The following is a 23,076-nucleotide window of genomic DNA, read 5'->3' on the forward strand; positions in this document are numbered from 1 at the left end:
AGTCTGGGCCGAGACTAACCGACCTCGCAGGACGGGCGGCGACCGGAGACCCGATCACGGCGGGTCGACCCTCCACCGGCGCGTTCACCGTCCTGACGGCGCCGGGCAGGCCCGGCCGGCACGGCCGCGCGTCGGGCCCGGCACCGGCCGCCGGAGGGCGCCGCGGGAGCGCGGTGAGCCCCCTCACCGCGGCGCCCCCGCGGTCCCCCCGGCGGTTAGAGTCGGGGGCGTGTGGACGCGGCTGCTGACCTTCCGCTGGGTGCTGCTGCACCTGCTGGTCGCCGCGCTGTTCGTCGCCACGTTCTTCCTCGGCGCCTGGCAGCTGGGCAAGGCCGAGGACGGCGGCGGCGCGGTGAACTGGAGCTACGCGCTGCAGTGGCCGCTCTACGGCTTCATGGGCCTGTGGTTCTACGTCCGCATGGTGCGCGAGGAGCTCCGCCGCGACCCCGACGAGGACGAGCCGGGCAACGCCGTCGTCCTCTACCAGCGCCCGCGGATCGACACCACGGGCGACCCCGAGCTGGCCGCCTACAACGCCTACCTCGCCGAGCTCAACGAGCGGGCGCTCGGCCAGCGGGGTCCCGGTGGCCGCTGAGCGCACCGCCGAGCGCGCCCGGCTGCCGCACGCCCTCGCCCGCCGGGTCGGGCAGGGCGTCCCGGCTGCGCTGACCCGCTACCGGGTCATGGCCTGGGTCGTCGGTGTGCTGCTCGTCGCCCTGGTGCTCGTGGCGGTGCCGGTCAAGTACCTCGGCCACGTCGACGAGCCGGTGGCGGTCATCGGCACCCTGCACGGCTGGCTGTACGCCGTCTTCTTCGTGACGGCCTGCGACCTCGCCCTGCGCGCCCGCTGGACGCTGCGCGGCACGGTGCTCATCCTGCTGGCGGGGACCGTTCCGCTCCTGTCCTTCGTCGCCGAGCGGATCGCCACCCGCAAGACCCGCGCCGGCGAGCGCGTCTGACCTGCGTCCCGGCCCACGGCCGGGCTCGAGCCGAGACCCCCGGAGACCTGCGCCTCATGTGCGGCCTGCTGGCCTACCTGTCCACCGACGCCCCCCGGGTCGACGACGACCGTGTCGACGGCGTCCGCGAGGCGCTGCACTGCCTGCACCACCGCGGCCCCGACGACACCGCCGTCTGGTCGGACCCCAACGTCGTCCTCGGGTTCAACCGGCTGTCGATCATCGACGTCGAGGGCAGCCCTCAGCCCCTCCCCTACGCCGCCGACCGCTACCGCATCCTGTTCAACGGCGAGATCTACAACTACGTCGAGCTGCGCGAGGAGCTCGCGGCCGCCGGCGCGCAGCTGAGCACGCACGGCGACACCGAGACGATCGTCGCCGGCTACCACCTGTGGGGCCAGGACGTCGTCCGCCGGCTGCGCGGCATGTTCGCCTTCGTCATCTGGGACACCCACACCCGCACCGCGTTCGGCGCCCGCGACCCGTTCGGCATCAAGCCGCTGTTCACCGCGCGCCTGGCCGACGGCGGGCTGGTGTTCAGCTCGGAGAAGAAGGCGCTGCTGCAGCTGCTCGGCGGCAGCGCGGCCGCCGGTGGCGTGGACCCGGCGTCGCTGCAGCACTACCTGACGCTGCAGTACGTGCCCGAGCCCGCGACGCTGCACCGGGGCATCCGCCGGATCGAGAGCGGCACCAGCTTCACCGTCGTCGACGGCGAGCTCGCCACCGCGCGCTACTTCCACCCGGCGTGGCGGCCGCAGCCGGTGCCCGCCGGCGGGGAGCAGGACCTCTACGACCGCATCGCCGCCGTCCTCGACGAGTCGGTGGCCAAGCACATGCGCGCCGACGTCACCGTCGGGTCGTTCCTCTCCAGCGGCATCGACTCGACCGCCATCGCCGCGCTGGCGCACCGCTACAACCCCGACCTGATGACCTTCACGGTCGGGTTCCAGCGGCAGGCGCAGTCGGAGATCGAGATCGCCGCGGAGTCGGCGTCGATCCTCAGCGTGCGGCACGTGCCGGTGGAGGTGACCGCCGAGGAGTTCGCGGCGGCCATCCCCGAGGTGGTCTGGTACCTCGACGACCCGGTCGCCGACCCCGCGCTCGTGCCGCTGTACTTCGTGGCCCGCGAGGCGCGCAAGCACGTCAAGGTGGTGCTCTCCGGCGAGGGCGCCGACGAGCTGTTCGGCGGCTACACCATCTACCGCGAGCCGATCAGCCTCGCCTGGGCCTCGGGTCTGCCGCCCGCGGGCCGCCGCGCGATGGCCCGGATCGCCGGCCTGCTGCCCGAGGGCGTCCGTGGCCAGGACCTGCTGCGCCGCGCGGCGACCCCGCTCGAGCAGCGCTACTACGGCAACGCCCGCAACATGCGCGACGACGAGCTGGCCGCGCTGCTGCCCGGGCGCGACCCCGACCTCTCGCACGTCGCCGTGACCGAGGACCTCTACCGGCGCACCCGCGAGGCCGGCTACGACGACGTGACGGCGATGCAGTACGTCGACCTGTTCACCTGGCTGCGCGGCGACATCCTCGTCAAGGCCGACAAGATGACGATGGCCAACTCGCTGGAGCTGCGGGTGCCCTTCCTCGACCCCGAGGTGTTCGCCGTCGCGAGCTCCCTGCCGGTCGAGCAGCGGGTGCCGCGGCGCGGTGACGCGACCAAGTACGCGCTGCGCCAGGCGATGCGCCAGATCGTCCCGCCGCGGATCATGAACCGCCGCAAGCTGGGCTTCCCGGTGCCGACGGCGGACTTCCTCGCCGGCCCGCTGCACGACTGGGCCCGCGACGTCGTCACGAGCAGCCAGACGCAGCAGTGGCTCGACCGCGACGTCGTCCTCGGCCTGCTCGACCGGCTGCGCGCCGAGGAGGTGCCGAGCAAGCGGGTCGCCCGTCAGCTGTGGTCGGTGCTGGTCTTCATGGTGTGGCACGGGATCTTCGTCGAGGAGCGGATCGCCGTCGACGTCCCGGAGACCCACTACCCCGTCAAGCTCTGACGGACGCGAACGGCGCCCGCCCCCCGGAGGGGACGGGCGCCGTCGTGCGTGCGCGCTGCGTGCTTAGTGGAACGAGTCGCCGCAGGCGCAGGAACCCTGCGCGTTGGGGTTGTCGATCGTGAAGCCCTGCTTCTCGATGGTGTCGACGAAGTCGATCACCGCACCGCCCAGGTACGGGCCGCTCATCCGGTCGACGATGACCTCGACGCCACCGAACTCGTAGGTCTGGTCGCCGTCGAGGAACCGCTCGTCGAAGAAGAGCTGGTAGCGCAGGCCGGAGCAGCCACCCGGCTGCACGGCGATGCGCAGACGCAGGTCGTCGCGGCCCTCCTGGTCCAGCAGCGCCTTGACCTTCGAGGCGGCCGGCTCGCTCAGCAGCACGCCGGTGCTGCCGGGGGTCTCGGTGTCCTGCACCGTCATGTCGTTGTCCTCCCACATCCGAGGGCGTCCGTTGCGGCACTCCCTGCCGCGGGTCAACACCGCCGTGGCGGGGCCTCTTCCCACTGTACGGCGCGGACCGCACAGAGCCAGTCCCCCGCGGGGACGCACGTAGACTGCGGCCGTGAAGCTCCGCCTGCCCGGGCGCCGGGACCGTGCCGCCGCCACGCCCGTCCCGGACGACGCCGCCGACCTGACCCCGCAGCTGGTGAAGGCCAGCGGCAAGGGCCGGCCCACGCCCAAGCGCGTGGAGGCCCAGGGCCGCCGTCCCGGCCCCCCGCCGCCGCCGCCCACCACGCGCAAGGAGGCCTACCGGCGCACGCGCGAGCAGCAGGCGTCCCGGCGGGCGCAGACCCGCGCCGGGATGGCGCGCGGCGACGAGCAGTTCCTGCCCGCCCGCGACCGCGGCCCGGTGCGCCGGCTGGTGCGCGACGTCGTCGACTCCCGGCGCAACGCCGGCAGCTTCTTCCTCGGCGTGGCCGCGCTGGTGCTGGTCGGGTACTTCATCCCCAACCCGGCGGTGCAGAGCTACACCGTCTTCGTCTGGTTCTTCTTCTTCCTCGCCATCGTCGTCGACTCGGTGTTCCTCGGCCGGCGGATCAAGAAGAAGGTGCTCGAGCGCTTCCCGGGCCAGCCGCACCGCATGCGCGGCCTGGTCTGGTACGGGATCAGCCGCGCCACGATGATCCGGCGGTGGCGGTTCCCGCGGGCCGAGGTGCCCATCGGCGCGGACGTCTGAGCCGCGGTCCCAGGGAGGCCGATCCCCCGGGGCCGCACTAGCGTCGGGGCACGTGGAGTACCGACGCCTCGGCCGTTCCGGCCTGACCATCTCCGAGATCGCCTACGGCAACTGGCTCACCCACGGGGGCCAGGTCGAGGAGGACGCCGCGCAGGCCTGCGTGCACGCCGCCCTCGACGCCGGGATCACGACCTTCGACACCGCCGACGTCTACGCCGGCACCCGCGCCGAGTCCGTGCTCGGCCGCGCCCTGGCCGGCCGGCGGCGGGAGGGCCTCGAGGTCTTCACCAAGGTCTACTGGCCCACCGGCCCGGGACCCAACGACCGCGGCCTGGGCCGCAAGCACGTCACCGAGAGCTGCGAGGCGTCGCTGCGGCGGCTGCAGACCGATCACATCGACCTCTACCAGGCGCACCGCTACGACGAGACGGTGCCGCTGGAGGAGACGATGACCGCCTTCGCCGACCTGGTGCGGGCGGGCAAGGTGCTCTACGTCGGGGTGTCGGAGTGGCGCGCCGAGGAGATCGCCGCCGGCGCGGCGCTCGCCCGCGACCTCGGCATCCAGCTCATCAGCAACCAGCCGCAGTACTCGATGCTGTGGCGGGTCATCGAGGACGAGGTCGTCCCGACGTCGCAGCGCGAGGGCGTCTCGCAGATCGTCTGGTCGCCGCTGGCGCAGGGCGTGCTCACCGGCAAGTACCGCGCCGGCGAGCAGCCGCCCGCGGGTAGCCGGGCCACCGACCCCGAGGCCGGGCGGTTCATCCGGCGGTTCATGACCGACGACGTGCTCACCAGGGTGCAGGAGCTGCGTCCGGTCGCCGACGACCTCGGCCTGTCGATGGCGCAGCTCGCGGTGGCGTGGGTGCTGCAGAACGAGAACGTGGCCGCGGCGATCATCGGCGCCACCCGCCCCGAGCAGGTGCACGACAACGTCAAGGCGGCCGGCGTCCGGCTCGAGGCCGACGTGCTCGCCCGCATCGACGAGGTGCTCGGCGACGTCGTCGAGCGCGACCCGGCCAAGACCGCGCGCGGCTGAGGGAGGACCTCCCTGCCCCCACCACTCGCACGCTCGCGGTGGGCCCCTGCAGCAGGCCGCCGGCCTGGACCTCGACCTGAGGTTCAGGCCGGGGCGAGGGCCATCGGGCCGTAGACGCGGGTGTCGCCGTCGAGCAGCGTCACCGCGGCCACTCCGCGGCCGAGCAGGTCCCGCCAGTTCTCCCCCAGCCACGACTCCGCGTCGCCCTGGTTGTCCGCTCCCGGCACCTCGACGCCGAGAGCGGCCGGGTCCAGGGGTGCGCCGTCGGGGTCCTCGAGCCGCCACGTCCAGGTCATGCCCGCGAGCGTAGGCAGCGGCCGGCCGGCGCCGTGTCCGTGGTGTGACCCGCACCGGGGTTAGCGCGGTCCCCGCCGGGAACCTGCAGTGGTCGACCGTCCCGCCAGCACCGGAGGACCGATGACCACGCCCCCCACGGGCGGCGCCTCGCGCGCGACCCCGCCACCACCGACGACGGAGGAGGCCTCGACCGGCCAACTGATCAGCCAGCTGACCGAGCAGGTCTCCCGCCTCGTCCGGGACGAGGCCCGGCTGGCCCAGGCCGAGATGACGCAGAAGGCCAAGCGGCTGGGCACCGGGGCCGGCCTGTTCGGCGGCGCCGGCCTGTTCGGCTTCCTCGGCCTCTGCGTCCTGGTGGCCACGTTCGTGCTGCTGCTCGACCTCGTGCTCCCGGCGTGGCTGGCTGCCCTGATCGTCGCCGTCGTCCTGTTCGCCGTCGCCGGGGTGCTCGCCCTCATCGGGAAGAAGGACGTTCAGCAGGGGACGCCGCCGGTGCCCACCGAGGCGATCGCGAGCACGAAGGCCGACATCGCGACCGTCAAGGAGAGTGCCCGCCGATGAGCACCCCGTCCGGCAGCTCCCGACCCGACGACGCGGCTGCCCGGGGTCCCGCCGACCCCGACGCGATCAAGGCCGACATCGAGGCCACCCGCGAGCAGCTCGCCGGCACTGTCGACGAGCTCAGCCACCGTCTCGACGTCCCGGCCCGCGCCAAGGAGGGCGCCGCGCGCGCCCGTGACACCGCCGTCGAGACCTACCGGGAGAGCCCTCCGGTCGTCGCGGGCGCCGGGGCCGCGCTGGTGGGCCTGGCCGGGCTGCTCCTCTGGCGACGCCGGCGCAAGCGCCGCCGCGCCGCGGCCGCCGTGGCCAGCGGGGCCGCCCTGGCCGAGGCCCGGGCCGAGGCACGCCGGGCCCGTCAGGAGGCGGCCCGCGAGGCCGCCCGCGCACGCCGGGCGGTGGCGAGGAACGCGAAGCGGACGGGGCGGACGACGCGCAGGACGGCGAGGAGGGTGCGGACGTGAGCGAGAGCAGGCGGGCCAGCAAGGGCGCCATGCTGGTCTACCGGCCGGTCGGCCTGATCGGCGGTGTGCTCGCCGGTGTCATCTCCGGCGCGGTGTTCAAGCAGGTGTGGAAGCGGGTCTCCGGGGAGGACGACGCCCCCGACGCCCTGCAGAGCGAGTACCGCATGCGCGAGGTGGTGCTGGCCGCCGCCATCCAGGGCGCGATCTTCGCCGCGACCAAGGCCGCCATCGACCGGGCCGGAGCCCGCGGGTTCACCAAGCTGACCGGCAGCTGGCCGGGCGACTGACGCCGGGAGGGAGCGAGATGACCCGGACACGACCCGAGGGGAACCCGGGCGGACCCCCCGTCCGGCGCCGCGAGAGCGCCGTCGACCGGATCCGCGAGCGGGTCGAGGAGAAGGCGGCCCGCCGGGCGGCGGCGCGCGAGGAGGCCGAGCGGACGGCGCGCGGCGGGTCCGCGCCCGACCCGGGCCGTGTCCCGCCCGGCAGCCCCTCGCCCTCGCAGCTGCCGGGCATCCACGCCGAGAAGCCCACCGAGATCCCCGCCCGGGGCTGGAAGCAGGTCGTCAAGCGGGCCTGGGCCGAGAACAACGCCGACAACATGCCGATCATCGCCGGCGGCGTCGCGTTCTTCGCCTTCCTGGCGATCTTCCCGGCGCTGATCGCGACCATCTCCATCTACGGCCTCGTCGCCTCGCCGGAGACGGTCGCCGAGCAGGTCGAGAGCCTCTCGGCCCAGCTGCCCGACAGCGCGGCGAGCCTCATCGGCGACCAGCTCACCTCGATCACCCAGAACAGCGGCGGGGCGCTGTCGCTCTCGCTGCTCGTGTCGGTCCTCGGGGCGCTGTGGTCGGCGTCGGGCGGCACCGGCAACGTGATCACAGCGGTGAACATCGCCTACGACGAGGTGGAGACCCGCAGCTTCGTCAAGCGCAAGGCCCTCGCGCTCGGGCTCACGCTCGGCGCCATCGTGTTCGTGCTGGTCACCTTCGCGCTGGTCGCGGTGGTGCCGGCGGTGCTCGACACGCTCCCGCTGGGCGTCGTCGGGACGGTCCTCGCCCAGGTGGTGCGCTGGGTGCTGCTGCTCGGCGTGTTCGCCGGCTCGCTCGCCGTCCTCTACCAGGTGGCCCCCGACCGGGACGCGCCGCAGCTGAAGTGGGTGAGCCTCGGCGCCATCGTCGTCACGATCATCTGGGCGCTGGTCAGCCTCGGCTTCAGCTTCTACGTCAACAACTTCGGGTCCTACGACAAGACCTACGGCACCATCGCCGGCGTCATCGTGCTGATGCTGTGGCTGTACCTGACCTGCTACCTGGTCCTGCTGGGCGCGGAGATCAACTCCGAGGCCGAGCACCAGACGGCGCAGGACACCACCGAGGGCGACCCGGTGCCGATGGGTCAGCGCAACGCGACGATGGCCGACGAGCTGCCCGACCCGCCCGAGCCGACGAAGGAGTCGACGCAGAAGGCCTGAGCGCCGCTCAGCGCACGTGCGAGGGGACGAACGGGGGCTTCACGACCTCGACCGGCTGCGGGCGGCCGCGCACGTCGACGGCGAGCTCGGCGCCCGCCGCCACGCCCGCGGCGGTGTCGAGCAGCGCGAGGGCGATGCCCGTGCGCAGGCTGGGCGAGAACGTGCCGCTGGTGACCTCCCCGACGCGCGCGCCCGCGCCGTCGAGCACCGCCATGCCCGGTCGCGGGATGCCCCGGCCGGGCGCGCGCAGCCCCCACAGCAGCCGGGCCGGCCCGGCCTCCCGCTCGGCCAGCAGCGCCTCCCGGCCCCAGAACGCCGGCTTGCGCCAGCCGACGGCCCACCCGCTGCGCGCCTGGTTCGGGGTGATCTGCGGGGACAGCTCGTGACCGTGCAGCGGGTAGCCCATCTCGGTGCGCAGGGTGTCGCGGGCGCCCAGGCCGCACGGGCGGATGCCCTCGGCGGCACCGGCCTCGAGCAACCGGTCCCACAGGGCACCGGCCCGCTCGGCCGGGGCGAGCAGCTCGTAGCCGTGCTCGCCGGTGTAGCCGGTCCGGCAGACGGTGACCTCTCGGCCCTCCCCACCGGAGAAGGCCATGTAGTCCAGGTCCGCCCCGCCGGTGCCCGCGGTCAGCCCGGCGGCGGCGAGGACGGCGGCCGACCGGGGACCCTGGACGGCCAGCACGGCGACCTCCTCGTGCCGGTCGGTGACGGTCACTCCCGGCGGCGCCGCGGCGGCCAGCCGGGCCAGCACCTCCGCGGCGTTGGCCGCGTTGGGCACCAGCAGCACGTCGTCGGGACCGTGCAGGTAGACGATCAGGTCGTCGACGACCCCGCCGGCGTCGGCCTCCCCGTCGGGGACGCAGCACAGCGTGTACTGCGCCTGGCCCGGGCCGATCCGCCCGAGGTCGTTGGTGAGGCTGGCGTCCACCAGCGCCGCCGCGCCGGGGCCGCGGACGGTCCCGGTGCCCAGGTGGGAGACGTCGAAGAGGCCCACCCCCTCGCGCACGGCGGCGTGCTCGGCGAGGACACCGCCACCGGCGTACTCGATGGGCATCGACCAGCCGCCGAAGTCGGCCAGCTTGGCGCCGGCGGCGACGTGCCGGTCGTGCAGGGGCGAGGTCCGCGGGCTCACGACGGGCACGCTATCCGGGGCCCGGCCCCGTCCCGAGGCTCGCCCCGAGCTCGCGAGGGGTGAGGAGGACGGGGTCCTTCGACTTCTAGGATCGAGCGGTGCCGCCGACGATCACCGCCACCGACCGCCCGCTCGAGAAGACCCCCGCCGACGCCGTCGTCGTCGGCATCGGCAAGGGCACGTCCGGCCCGCTGCCCACGCCGGGCGCCGAGGCCGTCGACCGGCTGCTGGGCGGCCGGCTGCTGTCGGCGCTCGCCGACCTCGGCGCCCGCGGCGCCCCCGACGAGGTGACCCGGCTGTCCACCCTCGGCCAGGGCCCCTTCCCGGTGGTCGCGGCCGTCGGGCTCGGCGCACCGGAGCCCACCGGCGGCTACTCCCCCGAGGCGGTCCGCCGGGCGGCGGGCGCCGCCAGCCGGGCGCTGTCCGGGCGCGGCTCGGTCGTCACCCTGCTCGCCGCCGTCGGCGGGGCGCCCGACGCCGAGCGGGTGCACGCCGTCGGCGAGGGCTCGCTGCTGGGCGCCTACGAGTTCACGGCCTACAAGTCCGACCTGCCCGCCGACCGGCCGGCGCCGCCCACCGAGTTCACCGTCGTCGTCCCCGACGCCGGGGCGGCCAAGGCGCCGCTGGCCCGGGTGCGCGCGGTGACCGAGGCCGTCGCGCTGGTGCGCGACCTGGTCAACACCCCGCCCAACGACCTCCACCCCGCCGAGCTCGCCGCCCGCGGCGCCGAGGCGGGCAAGGCCGCCGGCCTGTCGGCGGAGATCCTCGACGAGGACGACCTGGCCGCCGGCGGCTACGGCGGCGTGCTCGCCGTGGGCAGCGGCTCGGCGCGCGGTCCCCGCCTGCTGCGGCTGACCTACAGCGGCCGGAAGGCGCGCCGGAAGGTGGCCCTGGTGGGCAAGGGCATCACCTTCGACAGCGGCGGCCTGTCGATCAAGCCCGCCGCCAACATGCACCACATGACCAGCGACATGGCCGGCGCCGCCGCGGTCATCGCCACGGCCTGCCTGGTCGCCCGGCTCGGTCTGCCCGTCGAGCTGACCGCCACGGTGCCGATGGCCGAGAACCTGCCCAGCGGCAGCGCCTACCGCCCCGCCGACGTGGTGACCTTCCGCAACGGCAAGAAGGCCGAGATCACCAACACCGACGCCGAGGGGCGGGTGGTCCTGGCCGACGCGATCGCCCGCGCGGCCGAGGACTCCCCCGACGTCCTGCTCGAGACCTCGACGCTCACCGGCGCCCAGCTCGTCGCGCTCGGCTCGCGGACCGCGGGCGTCATGGGCAGCGACGACCTGCGCGACGCCGTCGTGGCGGCCAGCCGGCGCAGCGGCGAGCCGATGTGGCCGATGCCGATGCCCGAGGAGCTGCGCCGCGGCATCGACTCGCCGATCGCCGACTTCGTCAACGCCAACGCCGACCGGATGGGCGGCATGCTGGTCGGGGCGCACTTCCTGGCCGAGTTCGTGCCGGCCGGGCTGCCGTGGGCGCACATCGACATCGCCGGGCCGAGCTACAACACCGGCGCCCCGTGGGGTTACACGCCCAAGGGCGGCACCGGCGTGCCGGTGCGCACGCTCCTGGCCACCATCGAGGACCTGATCGCGGGCTGACCCGCACCACCGGCGGGGCGCCCGCGCCGTCCGCGGCGACCTGCGCCCCGCCGTGGTCGCCGCCCTCGGCCGGTCGATCTCCGGAGTGGCAGGATGGGCGCGGACCATCCCCCGTTCGGACGAGCGGGGCACTCCACGGACTTCGAGGAGCACGTCGTGAGCGCACCCACCTCCCCCGCCGACCTGGTCATCCTCGGTGGTGGCTCGGGTGGCTACGCCGCCGCGCTGCGGGCGGCCGAGCTCGGCCTGTCGGTCGTCCTGATCGAGAAGGACAAGGTCGGCGGCACCTGCCTGCACCGGGGCTGCATCCCGACCAAGGCGCTGCTGCACAGCGGCGAGATCGCCGACCAGGCGCGCGAGGGTGAGCAGTTCGGCGTCAAGACGTCGCTGGCCGGCATCGACATGGACGGCGTCAACGCCTACAAGGACGGCGTCGTCTCCCGGCTCTACAAGGGCCTCCAGGGGCTGATCAAGAGCCGCAAGATCACCTACGTCGAGGGCGAGGGCCGGCTGGTCTCCCCCACCGCCGTGTCGGTGGGCGGGCGGACCTACGAGGGCCGCCACGTCCTGCTGGCCACCGGCTCCTACTCGCGCAGCATCCCGGGCGTCGAGCTCGACGGCGTGCGGGTGATCGACAGCGAGCAGGCCCTGGGCCTCGACCGCGTACCGACCTCCGCGATCATCCTCGGCGGCGGCGTCATCGGCTGCGAGTTCGCCAGCGCCTGGAAGTCCTTCGGCGTCGACGTGACGATCATCGAGGGCCTCAAGCACCTGGTCCCGCTGGAGGACGAGAGCTCCTCCAAGCTGCTCGAGCGGGCGTTCCGCCGCCGGAAGATCAACTTCGAGCTCGGCAACCTGGTGTCGTCGGTGCAGCACACCGAGAACGGCGTCAAGGTCAGCCTGCAGAACGGCAAGGAGTTCGAGGCCGAGATCGTGCTGGTCGCCGTCGGCCGCGGCCCGGTCAGCCAGGGTCTGGGCTACGAGGAGGCCGGCGTCGCGATGGACCGCGGCTACGTGCTGGTCGACGAGTACTGCCAGACCAACGTGCCGACCGTCTCCGCCGTCGGCGACCTCATCCCCACCCTGCAGCTGGCCCACGTCGGCTTCGGTGAGGGCATCCTCGTCGCCGAGCGCCTTGCCGGGCTGCCGGTCGTGCCGATCGACTACGCCGGCGTCCCCCGGGTCACCTACTCCGAGCCCGAGGTCGCCTCGGTCGGCCTCACCGAGGTGCAGGCCCGCGAGCAGTACGGCGACGACGTCGAGACGCTCACCTACGACCTCGGCGGCAACGGGCGCAGCCAGATCCTCAAGACCCAGGGTGCGGTCAAGCTGATCCGCCAGAAGGACGGGCCGGTCGTCGGCGTGCACATGGTCGGCAGCCGCGTCGGCGAGCTCGTCGCCGAGGCCCAGCTGATCTTCAACTGGGAGGCCCTGCCCGACGAGGTGGCCGCCCTGATCCACCCGCACCCCACCCAGAGCGAGGCCCTCGGCGAGGCCCACCTGGCCCTGGCCGGCAAGCCCCTGCACGCGCACAGCTGACCGAGCAACCCGTCTCCCCCACCCGCGCCGCCACGAAGGAGCCCTGCCCCGATGCCGACCTCCGTCACCATGCCCGCCCTGGGCGAGAGCGTCACCGAGGGCACGGTCACCCGATGGCTCAAGCAGGAGGGTGAGCAGGTCGAGGTCGACGAGCCCCTCCTCGAGGTGTCGACCGACAAGGTCGACACCGAGATCCCCTCGCCCGCCGCCGGGGTGCTCACCCGGATCCTGGTGTCGGAGGACGAGACCGTCGAGGTCGGGGCCGAGCTGGCCGTGATCGGCGGCGAGGGTGACGGGGACGGCGGCGGCGCCCCCGCCTCCGCGGACGACCAGGACACCCCGCAGACGCCGGACCAGCAGGTCGACGACGCCGCCCCGGCCGCGCAGGAGCAGCAGGCCGCGCCCCAGCAGGAGCAGCAGCCGGAGCCGGCCCCGGCGTCGGCCGACAGCGGCTCCGGTGGCGGTGGCGGTGGCGGTGGCGGTGGCGGCGGCGGCGAGGGGACGCCGGTGACCATGCCGGCGCTCGGCGAGAGCGTCACCGAGGGCACCGTCACCCGCTGGCTCAAGGCCGTCGGTGACGAGGTCAGCGCCGACGAGCCGCTGCTGGAGGTCTCGACCGACAAGGTCGACACCGAGATCCCCGCCCCGGTCTCCGGCACGCTGCTGGAGATCACGGTCAACGAGGACGAGACCGTCGAGGTCGGTGCCCAGCTGGCCGTCATCGGCAGCGGCGCGGCGGCGAGCGAGCCCGCCCCGTCCGCGCCCGCCCCTGCTCCGGCCCAGCAGGACACCCCTGTCACGCAGCCGCCGGCACCGCGGCAGGAGCCGCCGGCCGCCGCGCCCCCCGGCCCGCCGCCGTCGGTCCCGGCCGGTGCCGACTACGGGTCCGGTGCCGCCGAGACGGTCGCCGAGCAGCGGAGCGCCCCGCCGAGCCAGCCGCGCCCGGCCCCCTCCGGCGGACAGGCCCCGGCGCCCGCATCCGCATCCGCGCCGGCGCCCGCCGACGGTGCGGGCACCTACGTCACCCCGCTGGTGCGCCGCCTGGCCGCCGAGCACGGGGTCGACCTGAACTCCGTCACCGGCACCGGTGTCGGCGGGCGGATCCGCAAGCAGGACGTGCTCGCGGCCGCCGAGCAGGCCGCGGCACCCGCCGAGGCCCCGGCCCCGTCGGCCCCGTCGGCACCGGCCGCGGCCGGTGGGCGGCCGGCCACCCCGTCGCCGGCGGCGCAGCAGGACACGTCGCTGCGCGGCCGCACCGAGAAGATGTCGCGCCTGCGCAAGGTCATCGCCCAGCGGATGGTCGAGTCGCTCGCGGTCAGCGCGCAGCTGACCACCGTGGTCGAGGTCGACATCACCCGGATCGCCAAGCTCCGCGACCGGGCCAAGAAGGACTTCCAGACGCGTGAGGGCGTCAAGCTCTCCTTCCTGCCGTTCTTCGCCAAGGCGGCGGTCGAGGCGCTCAAGGCCCACCCGTCGGTGAACTCCTCGATCGACCTCGAGGCGGGCACGGTCACCTACCACGACGCCGAGAACCTGGGCGTCGCGGTGGACACCGAGCGCGGGCTGCTGGTGCCGGTCATCCACGGCGCGGGCGACCTGAGCATCGGCGGCCTGGCCCGCAAGATCGCCGATCTGGCGGAGCGGACCCGGCTGAACAAGGTCACCCCCGACGAGCTCGGTGGCGGCACGTTCACGCTGACCAACACCGGCAGCCGCGGAGCCCTGTTCGACACGCCGATCATCAACCAGCCGCAGGTCGCCATCCTCGGCACCGGCAGCGTGGTCAAGCGCCCGGTGGTCGTCCAGGACCCCGACCTCGGTGAGGTCATCGCGGTCCGGTCGATGGTCTACCTGGCCCTCACCTACGACCACCGGATCGTCGACGGCGCCGACGCCGCTCGCTTCCTCGTCACGGTCAAGGACCGGCTGGAAGCAGGCCAGTTCGAGGGCGACCTCGGTCTCGCCTGACGTCACACGGTCGGGCCCCGGCGTGCGCGCCGGGGCCCGACCGCGTCCCGGCCCAGGGGATCGAGGAGGCTCATGAAGATCGCGGTCACCGGCGCGTCCGGGTTGATCGGCAACGCGCTTGTCCCCGCCCTGCGCGCCGATGGGCACGAGGTCGTCCGGCTGGTCCGCCGAACCCCCCGCACCGCCGACGAGCACCGGTGGGAGCCCCAGCACCGCTCGATCGACCCCGCGCTGCTGCGCGACGTCGACGCGGTGGTCAACCTGGCCGGCACGCCGATCCGCCCGCGTCCCTTCACCGCGCGCTACCGCCGGGACCTGCTGGCCAGCCGGGTCGACAGCACCAGCACCATCAGCGAGGCGCTGGCGGTGGTGGCCGCCGAGGAGCCGGGTCGTCGCCGCGTGCTGCTCTCGGCCTCCGCGGTGGGCTACTACGGCGACACCGGCGGCCGCGTGACCGACGAGCAGGCCCCGCCCGGGGACGACTTCCTCGCCCGCCTCTGCGTGCAGTGGGAGGACGCCACCCGACCGGCGGCCGACGCCGGCGTGCGGGTGGTCACCCTGCGCACCGGACTGGTCATCGGCCGCGGCGCGATGCTCGTCCGGATCCTCGGCACCGTGTTCCGCGCCGGACTCGGCGGCCGGATGGGCTCGGGCCACCAGTACTGGCCGTGGGTGAGCCTGGCCGACGAGGTGGGTGCCATCCGCTTCCTGCTCACCGCCGAGGACGTGTCCGGCCCGGTGAACCTGACCGGCCCCGACCCGGTGACCAACGCGGACTTCGTGCGGGACCTCGCCCGGGCGGTGCACCGGCCGGCCGTCCTCCCGGTCCCCGCCCCGGTCATCCGGCTGGCCCTCGGCGAGTTCGGCCGCTCCAGCGTCCTGGCCGGTCAGCGGGCCGTCCCCGCGCGGCTGCGCGCCGCCGGGTACGACTTCACCCACCACGACCTGCCCGCGGCGCTGCGCGACGCCCTCGCGCGGGGCTGACCGGCCTCACGCCAGCCGCCCGGCCGACTCGATCCGCCAGCCGCCGGGGGTGGGGACGAGCACCATGCCGACCGCCGTCCGCCCGCGACCGTCCTCGGTGCGCAGCGGGGGACCCCCGGGATCGTCGGCGGCGACGACCTCGTAGGCCGGCCAGCTGTCGACCAGCCGCAGCGCCACCCGGCCATCGGCGCCGGGGGTGCCGGTGACGTGCACCTCCTCGACGACCGGCCGGAAGCCGCGCAGCAGCTCGCCGGACGCAGCGAGCGACGCCGCGTACGCGCGGTCGGCGGCCAGCAGCGCGCTGTCCGGCGCGTAGACCTCCGCGAGCGCCGCCGGGGACGCGTCGGACAGGGCCTCGGCGCGGCGGGCGTAGAGCGCGGCGAGCACCACCGGCCAGTCGGGGGCCTCGGCGACCGTGGGCTCGGCGACCGTGGGCTCGGCGACCGTGGGCTCGGCTGCGGGCGGCGGGCCCGAGGTCTGTGCCGGTGCCGGAGACGAGGTCGGTGCCGGCGCCGCAGACGACGTCGGTGCGGGTGCGGTGGACGTGCCGCCGGTCGCCGCCGCGGTCGACGACGTCACGGCGGCCTGCCCGCCCGCTCCCCCGGGCCCCGACCGGGTCCACACCGTCCCCAGCCAGACGGCGCCGGTGACCAGCGCGGCCACGCCGACCGCCGCGACGGTGCGGCGCAGCAGCGCACCGCCCGGCCGGGGCAGCCGCAGCAGACGCCGCCGGGCCGGCCGCACCTCGCGTGGCGGTGGCCGCCGGTGCCGCCCGGGCACCTCGTGGGTCAGCTCGGTGCGCGGGACCCGTCCGGCGCCCGCGCCCTCCACGCCCGTGGCGGCCAACCGCACCGGCTCCGGACGGCAGGCGTGCCGCAGGTCGAGTGCGAAGGCCGCCGCCGAGCCCCGCTCGTGCGGATCGGGTGACAGGCCCCGGGCGACGACGTCGAGCAGGGCCGGCGGGACTCCGGGAGCCAGCTCGGCGAGGTCGGGGAGCTCCGCGGTCGCGGCCACGGCGAGCGTGTCGGCCGGGGTCGCGGCGTTCCACGGTGCCACCCCGGTCAGGGCGTGGAACGCCGCGGCCGCGACCCCGAAGACGTCCGACGCCGGGCCGGGCGCCGCGCCACGGGCCACCGCGGGGTCGACGTAGGCCGGCGTGACCGCACCTGCCGCCTCCTCGCCGAGCACCCGGGCAACCCCCAGGTCGGTGAGCACCGGGCGGCCCTCGGCGGTGAAGACGACGTTGCCCGGGGAGAGGTCACCGTGCACGACGCCCTGCTCGTGGGCACAGGCCAGCGCCGCCGCCACCGGTGCCAGCGCGGTGACCACCTCCCCCGGGCTCAGCCGCCCGCGCCGGGACAGCAGGTCGGCCAGGCTGCCGCCCTCCAGCAGGTCGAGGACCAGCGCCACCCGGGGCGGGCCGCCCCGGCGCGGCTGGTGCACCACCTCGTGCAGCCGGACCAGGTGCGGGTGGTCCAGGGCGCCCAGCAGCGCCGCCTCCCGCGCCTGCCGCTCGGCGTCCCCGGCCAGCAGCACCTTGACCGCCACGGGCCGGCCGCCGGCCCGGGGCACCGCCCGCCAGACCTCGCCGGACCCGCCCCGGCCGAGCAGGCTCTCGAGCCGGTACCCGGGGACCGCGGGCGGCCGCGGGGCACCGTCGGGCAGGGCGTCGGCGGGGCCGGCGGGGTCCGGGGTGGCAGGCACGGCGGGGAGGCTAGGCCGGTCGGCCGCCGGCCCGCTCCGTCCGTCCACAGGCCGCTGCGGCGTCCACAGCCCCGTCCCGGACGGGTGACCGGGGCGGCGAGCACCTAGGTTCGGGACATGTCGCTGCCCACCCGTGCCGAGGTCGTCGTCGTCGGCGCGGGCCTGGCCGGGCTGTCGGTGGCCACCCGCCTCGCCGCCGCCGGGCGCGACGTGCACGTCCTCGAGGCCGCCGCGCACGCGGGCGGCCGGCTGGCCACCCAGCGCGTCGACGGCTTCGTCGTCGACCGGGGCTTCCAGGTCCTCAACACCGGCTACCCCCGGGCGGCCGACCTCGACCTGGCCGCGCTCGAGCTCGGCTGGTTCACCCCGGGCGCGGTGGTGTGGGAGGGCGGGCGCGCCCACCGGGTGGTCGACCCCCGACGCCGCCCGGGCGCGGCGCTGGACACGCTGCGCGCCCCGCTGGGCCCGCTGCCCCGCAAGCTGGCGGTCGCCGCCTTCTCGGCACGGGCGGCCTACACGCCGGTGTCACGGCTGCTGGCCGCGCCCGAGACCGGCGCCGACGAGCACCTGGCCCGGGCCGGCATCGGGGCCGCGGCCCGGGAACGGTTCTTCGGCCCCTTCCTCGCCGGCGTGCTGCTCGAGGACCGGCTCGAGACCTCCAGCCGCTACCTCGACCTGCTCTGGCGGAGCTTCGCCCGCGGCGCCACGGGTCTGCCGGCCCGCGGCATCCAGGCGATCGGCGAGCAGCTGGCCGGGCGGGTCGGCGCCGAGCGGCTGCACCACGGCGTGCGGGTCGGCGAGGTGTCGGGGACGTCGGTCACCAGCGACGCCGGACGGGTGCAGGCCGACGCCGTCGTCGTCGCCACCGACCCCGCCACCGCGGCCGCACTGGTGCCCGCCGTGCAGGCGAGCGCGCCGCGGCAGGTGACCACCCACTACCACGTGCTGCCGGGCAGCCCCTGGCCCGATCCGCTCATCGTCCTCGGCACACCGGGCGGACAGCTGGTCAACAGCGTGGTGCTCACCGACGCCCAGCCCGCCTACGGCCCCGACGGCCGGGCCCTGCTGGCGAGCAACTCCCTCCTGCCCACCCGCGAGGCCGACGTGCGCGCGGAGGTTGCGCGGCTGCACGGCGTCGCGGTCGCCGACCTCGAGCACCTCACCACCGTCACGGTCACCGGCGCGCAGCCGGCCGCGCTGCCGCCGCTGCAGCCGCGCCGCCCGGTCGACCTGGGCGGCGGGCTCTTCGTGTGCGGTGACCACCGCGACACCCCGTCCATCCAGGGAGCCATGGCCAGCGGCCGGCGCACCGCCGCGGCGGTGCTGCGGAGACTGCAGCCGGGCACCCGGCGAGGAGCCGCCTGATGCCCGCGACCGCCCCGACGATCCTCGCCACCAGCATCGGCTTCGACTCCCGCGGCCGTGGGCCCTACGACTGGGCTCCCGGGCCGGTGTTCGACCTGGCCGTCGAGCTGGCGGGGGCGCCGGAGCAGCCGCGGCTGTGCTACCTCGGCACCGCGACCGGTGACGACCCGGTGCGGGTGGCCGGGGTCTACGGCGCGTTCGCCGGCAGCGCGGTGCGGGTCAGCCACCTGAGCCTGTTCCCGATGCCGACGGTGCCCGACGTGCGGGCGCACCTGCTGGCGCAGGACGTCGTGTGGGTCGGCGGCGGCAGCGTGGCCAACCTGCTGGCGGTCTGGCGGGTGCACGGGCTCGACGAGGTGCTGGCCGAGTGCTGGCGGGCCGGGGTCGTGCTGGGCGGGGTGTCGGCGGGGTCACTGTGCTGGCACGTCGGGGGCACGACCGACTCCTACGGTCCCGACCTGCGGCCGGTCACGAACGGCCTGGGCCTGATCCCGACGTCCAACGGCGTGCACTACGACTCGGAGGAGCAGCGCCGCCCGCTGTACCAGCGGCTGGTCGCCGACGGGACGCTCCCGGCCGGGCACGCCACCGACGACGGCGTCGGCCTGGTGTACCGCGGCACCGCGATGGTCGAGGCCGTCGCCGACCGCCCGGGCAAGGCGGCCTACCGCGTCGAGCTGGGCCCCGACGGCAGCGCGGTGGAGACCCGCCTCGAGCCGCGGCGGCTCCGGTGAGCCCGGGCATAGGCTGGACGGCGTGACCGAGTTGCACGTCGTCCGGGCCGGCACCGTCCCCTACGAGCAGGCCTGGGAGCGCCAGCGCGAGATCCACGCCGCGCGCGTGGCCGGGGAGGGCCCCGACACCCTGCTCCTGCTCGAGCACCCGTCGGTCTACACCGCCGGCCGGCGCACCGAGCCCCACGAGCGGCCGTTCGACGGCACCCCCGTGATCGACGTCGACCGTGGCGGCAAGATCACCTGGCACGGGCCCGGCCAGCTGGTCGGCTACCCGATCGTGGCGCTGCCGGACCCCGTGGACGTCGTCGCGCACGTGCGCCGGCTCGAGGACGCCCTCATGTCGGTGTGCACCGGCCTGGGCGTGTCGACGCAGCGGGTCGAGGGCCGCAGCGGCGTCTGGGTGGCCGCCGACGCACCCGGCCCCGGCAGCCGGTTGCGCCCCGAGCGCAAGATCGCCGCGATCGGCGTCCGGGTCGCGCGCGGGGTCACCATGCACGGCTTCGCGCTCAACTGCGACCCCGACCTGGGGGCCTTCGGCGCGATCGTGCCCTGCGGCATCGTCGACGCCGGGGTCACCTCGCTGAGCGCCGAGCTCGGCCGGGACGTGCCCGTCGCCGAGGTGGTCGACGCGGTGGAGGACGCGGTGCGGCAGGTCCTCACCCTGGCGCCGGCCGCCTGAGCCCGGCCACCGCAGCATGGCCGAGCTGCCGCGGAGCACCTACGTCAGCCTGACCACGTTCCGCCGCACCGGGCAGCCGGTGCCCACCCCGGTGTGGGCCGCGCCCGACGGCGGGAGCCTCGTGGTCTGGACCCGCGCCGACTCGGGCAAGGTCAAACGGCTGCGGCACACCAGCCGGGTCACCGTCGCCCCGTGCGACGTCCGCGGCCGCCTCCTCGGCGACGCCGTCGAGGCCACCGCCGTCCTCGTGCCGGCTCACGAGTGGCGGCAGGCGCGGGCGGCCCTCGCCCGGCGCTACGGCTGGCGCTGGCGGATCTCCTACACCAGCGCGCGACTGTGGCAGCGGCTCACCCGGCCGGGCACGCAGCGCCACGCGATGATCCGCATCCGTCCCGCCTGAGCGGGCGCCCAGGCGGGACGGCGGGGATCAGCCGACGACGAAGTTGACCAGCCGGCCCGGGACGGCGACCACCCGGCGCACCGTCCGCCCGGCCAGCTGCCCGGCGATCCGCTCGTCGGCCCGCGCCGCCTGCTCCAGGGCCGCGGCGTCGGCGTCGGCCGGCACGCTGACCTGCGCGCGCACCTTCCCGTTGACCTGGACGGCGACCTCCACGGTGTCCTCGACCAGCCACCGCTCGTCGGCCACCGGGAACGACGCCCAGGCGACCGAGGAGTCGTGGCCCAGCCGCGCCCACAGCTCCTCGCCCAGGTGCGGGGCCAGTGGGGCGACCAGCAGCACCAGCGCCTCGGCCACCGGGCGCGGCACGGCCGCATCGGCGCCGTAGGCCGCGGTCAGCGCGTTGGTGAGCTCCGCGATGCGGGCGATGGCGACGTTGAACCGCAGCGTCGCCATGCCGTCGCGCACCCCGGCGATGGCCCGGTGCAGCGCCCGCAGCACGTCGTCGGACGGCTCCGGGGCCTCGGCGTGGGAGGCGTCGGCGGCCCGGACCGCGCCGGTCTGCTCGTCGACGACCACCCGCCAGATCCGCTGCAGCAGCCGCTGCGAGCCGACGACGGCCTTGGTGTCCCACGGCCGCGACTGCTCCAGCGGCCCGGTCGACATCTCGTAGACCCGGAAGGTGTCGGCGCCGTACGCCCCGATCATCTCGTCGGGCGTCACCATGTTCTTCAGGGACTTGCCGATCTTCCCGTACTCGCGGTTGACCGGCCTGCCCTCGAAGAGGAACTGCCCGTCCCGCTCCTCCACCTCGGCGGCGGGCACGTAGAAGCCGCGCTCGTCGGTGTAGGCGTAGGCGGAGATGTAGCCCTGGTTGACCAGCCGACGGAACGGCTCTTCGCTGGACACGTAGCCCAGGTCGTGCAGCACCTTGTGCCAGAAGCGGGCGTACAGCAGGTGCAGCACCGCGTGCTCCATGCCGCCGACGTAGAGGTCGACGCCGCCGACGTCGCCCGGCGAGCGCGGGCCCAGCCAGTAGCGCTCCAGCTCCGGGTCGACCATCTGGGTGTCGTCGCCCGGGTCCAGGTAACGCAGGTAGTACCAGCACGACCCGGCCCAGTTGGGCATCGTGTTGGTCTCGCGGCGGTAGGGCCTGGGCCCGTCGCCCAGATCCAGCTCCACCGTCGTCCACTCGGAGACCCGCGACAGCGGCGGCTCGGGCGCGGACTCGGCGTCGTCGTCGGCGAAGGTCTTCGGCGAGTAGTCGTCGACCTCGGGCAGCAGCACCGGCAACAGCGACTCCGGCACCGCCCGCGGCAGGCCGTTCTCGTCGTAGACCACCGGGAACGGCTCACCCCAGTAGCGCTGCCGGCTGAACAGCCAGTCGCGCAGCTTGTAGGTGGTCGTCGCCTCCCCGTGGCCGGAGGCCACCAGCCACTCGGTCACCCGGGCGATGGCCGCGGCCTTGTCGGTCAGCCCGTCCAGCGACACATGCTCGTTCGAGGAGTTCACCATCGGGCCGCTGCCGGTGTACGCGCCGCCCGCGAAGTCCTCCGGCGGCTGCACCGTGCGCACGACCGGCAGCCCGAAGGCCTCGGCGAACTCCCAGTCGCGGGTGTCCTCGCCGGGCACCGCCATGATCGCGCCGGTGCCGTAGCCGGTCAGCACGTAGTCGGCGATGAACACCGGCAGCGCGCGCCCGGTGACCGGGTTGACGGCGGTGGTGCCCAGCCAGACGCCGGTCTTCTCCCGGCCGGTGTCCTGGCGGTCGAGCTCCGAGCGCCGCGAGGCCTGCCGCTGGTACTCCCGCACCGCCTCGGCCGGGGTGGCCGCGCCGCCGGTCCACCGCGGGTCGGTACCGTCGGGCCAGGCGGTCGCGGTCAGCGTCCCGACCAGCGGGTGCTCGGGTGCCAGCACCACGTACGTGGCGCCGAACAGGGTGTCGGGCCGGGTGGTGAAGACCTCGATGGTCTCCTGCCCGGCGGCGAACCGGATCCGCGCACCGGTCGAGCGGCCGATCCAGTTGCGCTGCATCTGCTTGACCGAGTCCGACCAGTCCAGCCGGTCCAGGTCGGCCAGCAGCCGCTCGGCGTAGGCGGTGATCCGCATCATCCACTGGGTCAGCGGACGCCGGAACACCGGGAAGTTGCCCCGCTCGGACCGGCCGTCGGGGGTGACCTCCTCGTTGGACAGGACCGTGCCCAGGCCCGGGCACCAGTTGACCGGCGCCTCGTGCCGGTAGGCCAGCCGGTGCGCGTCGACCACGCGCCGCTTGTCGACGTCGGACAGCTCCGCCCAGGGCCGGCCCGCCGGGTTGGTGCCGGGCGCGGGCTCCCGCGTGCCGGCGTCCAGCTCGGCCACCAGCTCCTCCACCGGGCGGGCCCGGCCGGCCTGCTCGTCGAACCAGGCCCCGAAGATCTTCAGGAAGATCCACTGGGTCCACCGGTAGTAGCCCGGGTCGATGGTGGCGAAGGTGCGCCGCTCGTCGTGGTCGACGCCCAGCCGGCGCAGCTGGGCCCGGATGGCCGCGATGTTGGCCTCGGTGGTGACCCGCGGGTGCTGCCCGGTCTGGACGGCGTACTGCTCGGCGGGCAGGCCGAAGGCGTCGTAGCCCATCGGGTGCAGCACGTTGCGGCCGTCCATCCGCAGGAACCGGCTGGTCACGTCGGTGCCCAGGTAGCCCAGCGGGTGCCCGACGTGCAGCCCGGCGCCCGAGGGGTACGGGAACATGTCCATCAGGAAGGCCTTGGGCCGGTCGGCGACCCGGTCGAAGCCCTCCGCCAGCCGGCCGACCGGGTTCGGCGTGTGGAAGGTGCCCTCGCGCGCCCAGCGGTCCTGCCACTCCAGCTCGATCCGCTGCGCGAGCGCCGGCGTGTAGCGGTGCGGCGGGACGCCGTCGCCGGCCGGGTCGGTGGCGGGCTGGCTGACCGTCTGGCTCATGGTCGCGGTTCTCCTCGGCGGGTCGTGCGGCGGGCAGAAAAAAACCCCTCGCGCAGGAGGGGTCG

22 protein-coding genes are annotated in these 23,076 nt (G+C 75.2%); 17 read left to right on the forward strand and 5 right to left on the reverse strand.

Annotated features, from left to right (window positions below; all coding sequences use genetic code 11):
- Positions 1-229: 229 nt before the first annotated feature.
- Genes BLQ97_RS17470 through asnB form a run of 3 tightly spaced genes read left to right on the forward strand, consistent with a single transcriptional unit; the run spans position 230 to position 2,950 of the window.
- Positions 230-595, forward strand: a complete 366-nt coding sequence (locus tag BLQ97_RS17470; RefSeq protein ID WP_091367271.1) for a metalloprotease — start codon at positions 230-232, stop codon at positions 593-595.
- Positions 585-959, forward strand: coding sequence for a DUF3817 domain-containing protein (locus BLQ97_RS17475; RefSeq protein WP_091367272.1), 375 nt, complete (start codon positions 585-587; stop codon positions 957-959). Before BLQ97_RS17470 ends, BLQ97_RS17475 begins: the two co-directional genes overlap by 11 nt.
- A gap of 56 nt (positions 960-1,015) precedes the next feature.
- Positions 1,016-2,950 (forward strand): asparagine synthase (glutamine-hydrolyzing), encoded by a 1,935-nt coding sequence (gene asnB, locus BLQ97_RS17480; RefSeq protein WP_091367273.1) that lies wholly within the window; start codon positions 1,016-1,018, stop codon positions 2,948-2,950.
- 63 nt (positions 2,951-3,013) lie between these two features.
- Here the strand turns inward: asnB and BLQ97_RS17485 are convergent, their stop codons facing one another.
- A complete protein-coding gene (locus BLQ97_RS17485) occupies positions 3,014-3,370 on the reverse strand; it encodes a HesB/IscA family protein (protein WP_091367274.1) in 357 nt (118 codons plus the stop codon).
- Between the two features lie 142 nt (positions 3,371-3,512).
- On the opposite strand from BLQ97_RS17485, the gene BLQ97_RS17490 reads away from it, so the two are divergent.
- Both BLQ97_RS17490 and BLQ97_RS17495 read left to right on the forward strand, forming a co-directional pair.
- Positions 3,513-4,127 (forward strand): DUF3043 domain-containing protein, encoded by a 615-nt coding sequence (locus BLQ97_RS17490; RefSeq protein WP_091367275.1) that lies wholly within the window; start codon positions 3,513-3,515, stop codon positions 4,125-4,127.
- A gap of 52 nt (positions 4,128-4,179) precedes the next feature.
- A complete protein-coding gene (locus BLQ97_RS17495) occupies positions 4,180-5,163 on the forward strand; it encodes an aldo/keto reductase family protein (RefSeq protein ID WP_091367276.1) in 984 nt (327 codons plus the stop codon).
- Between the two features lie 83 nt (positions 5,164-5,246).
- Here the strand turns inward: BLQ97_RS17495 and BLQ97_RS17500 are convergent, their stop codons facing one another.
- Positions 5,247-5,459, reverse strand: a complete 213-nt coding sequence (locus BLQ97_RS17500) for a hypothetical protein (protein WP_091367277.1) — start codon at positions 5,457-5,459, stop codon at positions 5,247-5,249.
- Positions 5,460-5,580: 121 nt separating this feature from the next.
- Between BLQ97_RS17500 and BLQ97_RS17505 the strand changes: the two genes are divergently transcribed.
- Genes BLQ97_RS17505 through BLQ97_RS17520 form a run of 4 tightly spaced genes read left to right on the forward strand, consistent with a single transcriptional unit; the run spans position 5,581 to position 7,956 of the window.
- Positions 5,581-6,021: a phage holin family protein gene (locus tag BLQ97_RS17505; protein ID WP_091367278.1), complete on the forward strand. Its 441-nt coding sequence runs from the start codon at positions 5,581-5,583 to the stop codon at positions 6,019-6,021.
- A complete protein-coding gene (locus BLQ97_RS17510) occupies positions 6,018-6,482 on the forward strand; it encodes a DUF3618 domain-containing protein (RefSeq protein ID WP_091367279.1) in 465 nt (154 codons plus the stop codon). Before BLQ97_RS17505 ends, BLQ97_RS17510 begins: the two co-directional genes overlap by 4 nt.
- Positions 6,479-6,769, forward strand: coding sequence for a DUF4235 domain-containing protein (locus BLQ97_RS17515; protein ID WP_245692348.1), 291 nt, complete (start codon positions 6,479-6,481; stop codon positions 6,767-6,769). Before BLQ97_RS17510 ends, BLQ97_RS17515 begins: the two co-directional genes overlap by 4 nt.
- A gap of 17 nt (positions 6,770-6,786) precedes the next feature.
- A complete protein-coding gene (locus BLQ97_RS17520) occupies positions 6,787-7,956 on the forward strand; it encodes a YihY/virulence factor BrkB family protein (protein WP_091367280.1) in 1,170 nt (389 codons plus the stop codon).
- Between the two features lie 7 nt (positions 7,957-7,963).
- On the opposite strand, the gene gcvT is transcribed toward BLQ97_RS17520, so the two are convergent.
- Complete coding sequence (gene gcvT, locus BLQ97_RS17525) at positions 7,964-9,088, reverse strand: glycine cleavage system aminomethyltransferase GcvT (protein WP_091367392.1); 1,125 nt, start codon at positions 9,086-9,088, stop codon at positions 7,964-7,966.
- 98 nt (positions 9,089-9,186) lie between these two features.
- On the opposite strand from gcvT, the gene BLQ97_RS17530 reads away from it, so the two are divergent.
- The 4 genes from BLQ97_RS17530 to BLQ97_RS17545 all read left to right on the forward strand — a co-directional run bounded on the left by BLQ97_RS17530 (position 9,187) and on the right by BLQ97_RS17545 (position 15,189).
- Positions 9,187-10,698: a leucyl aminopeptidase gene (locus tag BLQ97_RS17530; protein WP_091367281.1), complete on the forward strand. Its 1,512-nt coding sequence runs from the start codon at positions 9,187-9,189 to the stop codon at positions 10,696-10,698.
- 156 nt (positions 10,699-10,854) lie between these two features.
- Positions 10,855-12,237: a dihydrolipoyl dehydrogenase gene (gene lpdA, locus BLQ97_RS17535; RefSeq protein ID WP_217637240.1), complete on the forward strand. Its 1,383-nt coding sequence runs from the start codon at positions 10,855-10,857 to the stop codon at positions 12,235-12,237.
- Positions 12,238-12,288: 51 nt separating this feature from the next.
- Positions 12,289-14,205 carry a 2-oxoglutarate dehydrogenase, E2 component, dihydrolipoamide succinyltransferase gene (sucB, locus tag BLQ97_RS17540; protein ID WP_091367283.1) on the forward strand — a complete coding sequence of 639 codons (1,917 nt, stop codon included), beginning with the start codon at positions 12,289-12,291 and terminating at the stop codon, positions 14,203-14,205.
- A 72-nt stretch (positions 14,206-14,277) separates the two neighbouring features.
- Positions 14,278-15,189: a TIGR01777 family oxidoreductase gene (locus tag BLQ97_RS17545; protein WP_091367284.1), complete on the forward strand. Its 912-nt coding sequence runs from the start codon at positions 14,278-14,280 to the stop codon at positions 15,187-15,189.
- Positions 15,190-15,195: 6 nt separating this feature from the next.
- Here BLQ97_RS17545 and BLQ97_RS17550 read toward each other — a convergent pair whose 3' ends face one another.
- Positions 15,196-16,893 carry a serine/threonine-protein kinase gene (locus tag BLQ97_RS17550; protein ID WP_245692351.1) on the reverse strand — a complete coding sequence of 566 codons (1,698 nt, stop codon included), beginning with the start codon at positions 16,891-16,893 and terminating at the stop codon, positions 15,196-15,198.
- Positions 16,894-17,010: 117 nt separating this feature from the next.
- Between BLQ97_RS17550 and BLQ97_RS17555 the strand changes: the two genes are divergently transcribed.
- From BLQ97_RS17555 to BLQ97_RS17570, 4 genes are read left to right on the forward strand one after another with little or no spacing between them, the layout of a single operon-like run.
- Positions 17,011-18,258, forward strand: a complete 1,248-nt coding sequence (locus BLQ97_RS17555; protein WP_091367286.1) for an NAD(P)/FAD-dependent oxidoreductase — start codon at positions 17,011-17,013, stop codon at positions 18,256-18,258.
- Entirely contained in the window at positions 18,258-18,992 is a 735-nt protein-coding gene (locus BLQ97_RS17560; RefSeq protein WP_091367287.1) for a Type 1 glutamine amidotransferase-like domain-containing protein, read from the forward strand. Before BLQ97_RS17555 ends, BLQ97_RS17560 begins: the two co-directional genes overlap by 1 nt.
- Before the next feature lie 22 nt (positions 18,993-19,014).
- On the forward strand, positions 19,015-19,674 hold the full coding sequence (lipB, locus tag BLQ97_RS17565; RefSeq protein WP_091367288.1) for a lipoyl(octanoyl) transferase LipB: 660 nt from the start codon (positions 19,015-19,017) through the stop codon (positions 19,672-19,674).
- 16 nt (positions 19,675-19,690) lie between these two features.
- The gene (locus BLQ97_RS17570; protein WP_091367289.1) at positions 19,691-20,074 is read left to right on the forward strand and encodes a PPOX class F420-dependent oxidoreductase; all 384 of its coding nucleotides are present in this window, start codon (positions 19,691-19,693) and stop codon (positions 20,072-20,074) included.
- Positions 20,075-20,101: 27 nt separating this feature from the next.
- On the opposite strand, the gene leuS is transcribed toward BLQ97_RS17570, so the two are convergent.
- A complete protein-coding gene (gene leuS, locus BLQ97_RS17575; protein WP_091367290.1) occupies positions 20,102-23,011 on the reverse strand; it encodes a leucine--tRNA ligase in 2,910 nt (969 codons plus the stop codon).
- Positions 23,012-23,076: the final 65 nt, after the last annotated feature.

The sequence above is a fragment of the Geodermatophilus telluris genome, assembly GCF_900102745.1.
GTDB classification, from domain to species: Bacteria; Actinomycetota; Actinomycetes; order Mycobacteriales; family Geodermatophilaceae; genus Geodermatophilus; species Geodermatophilus telluris.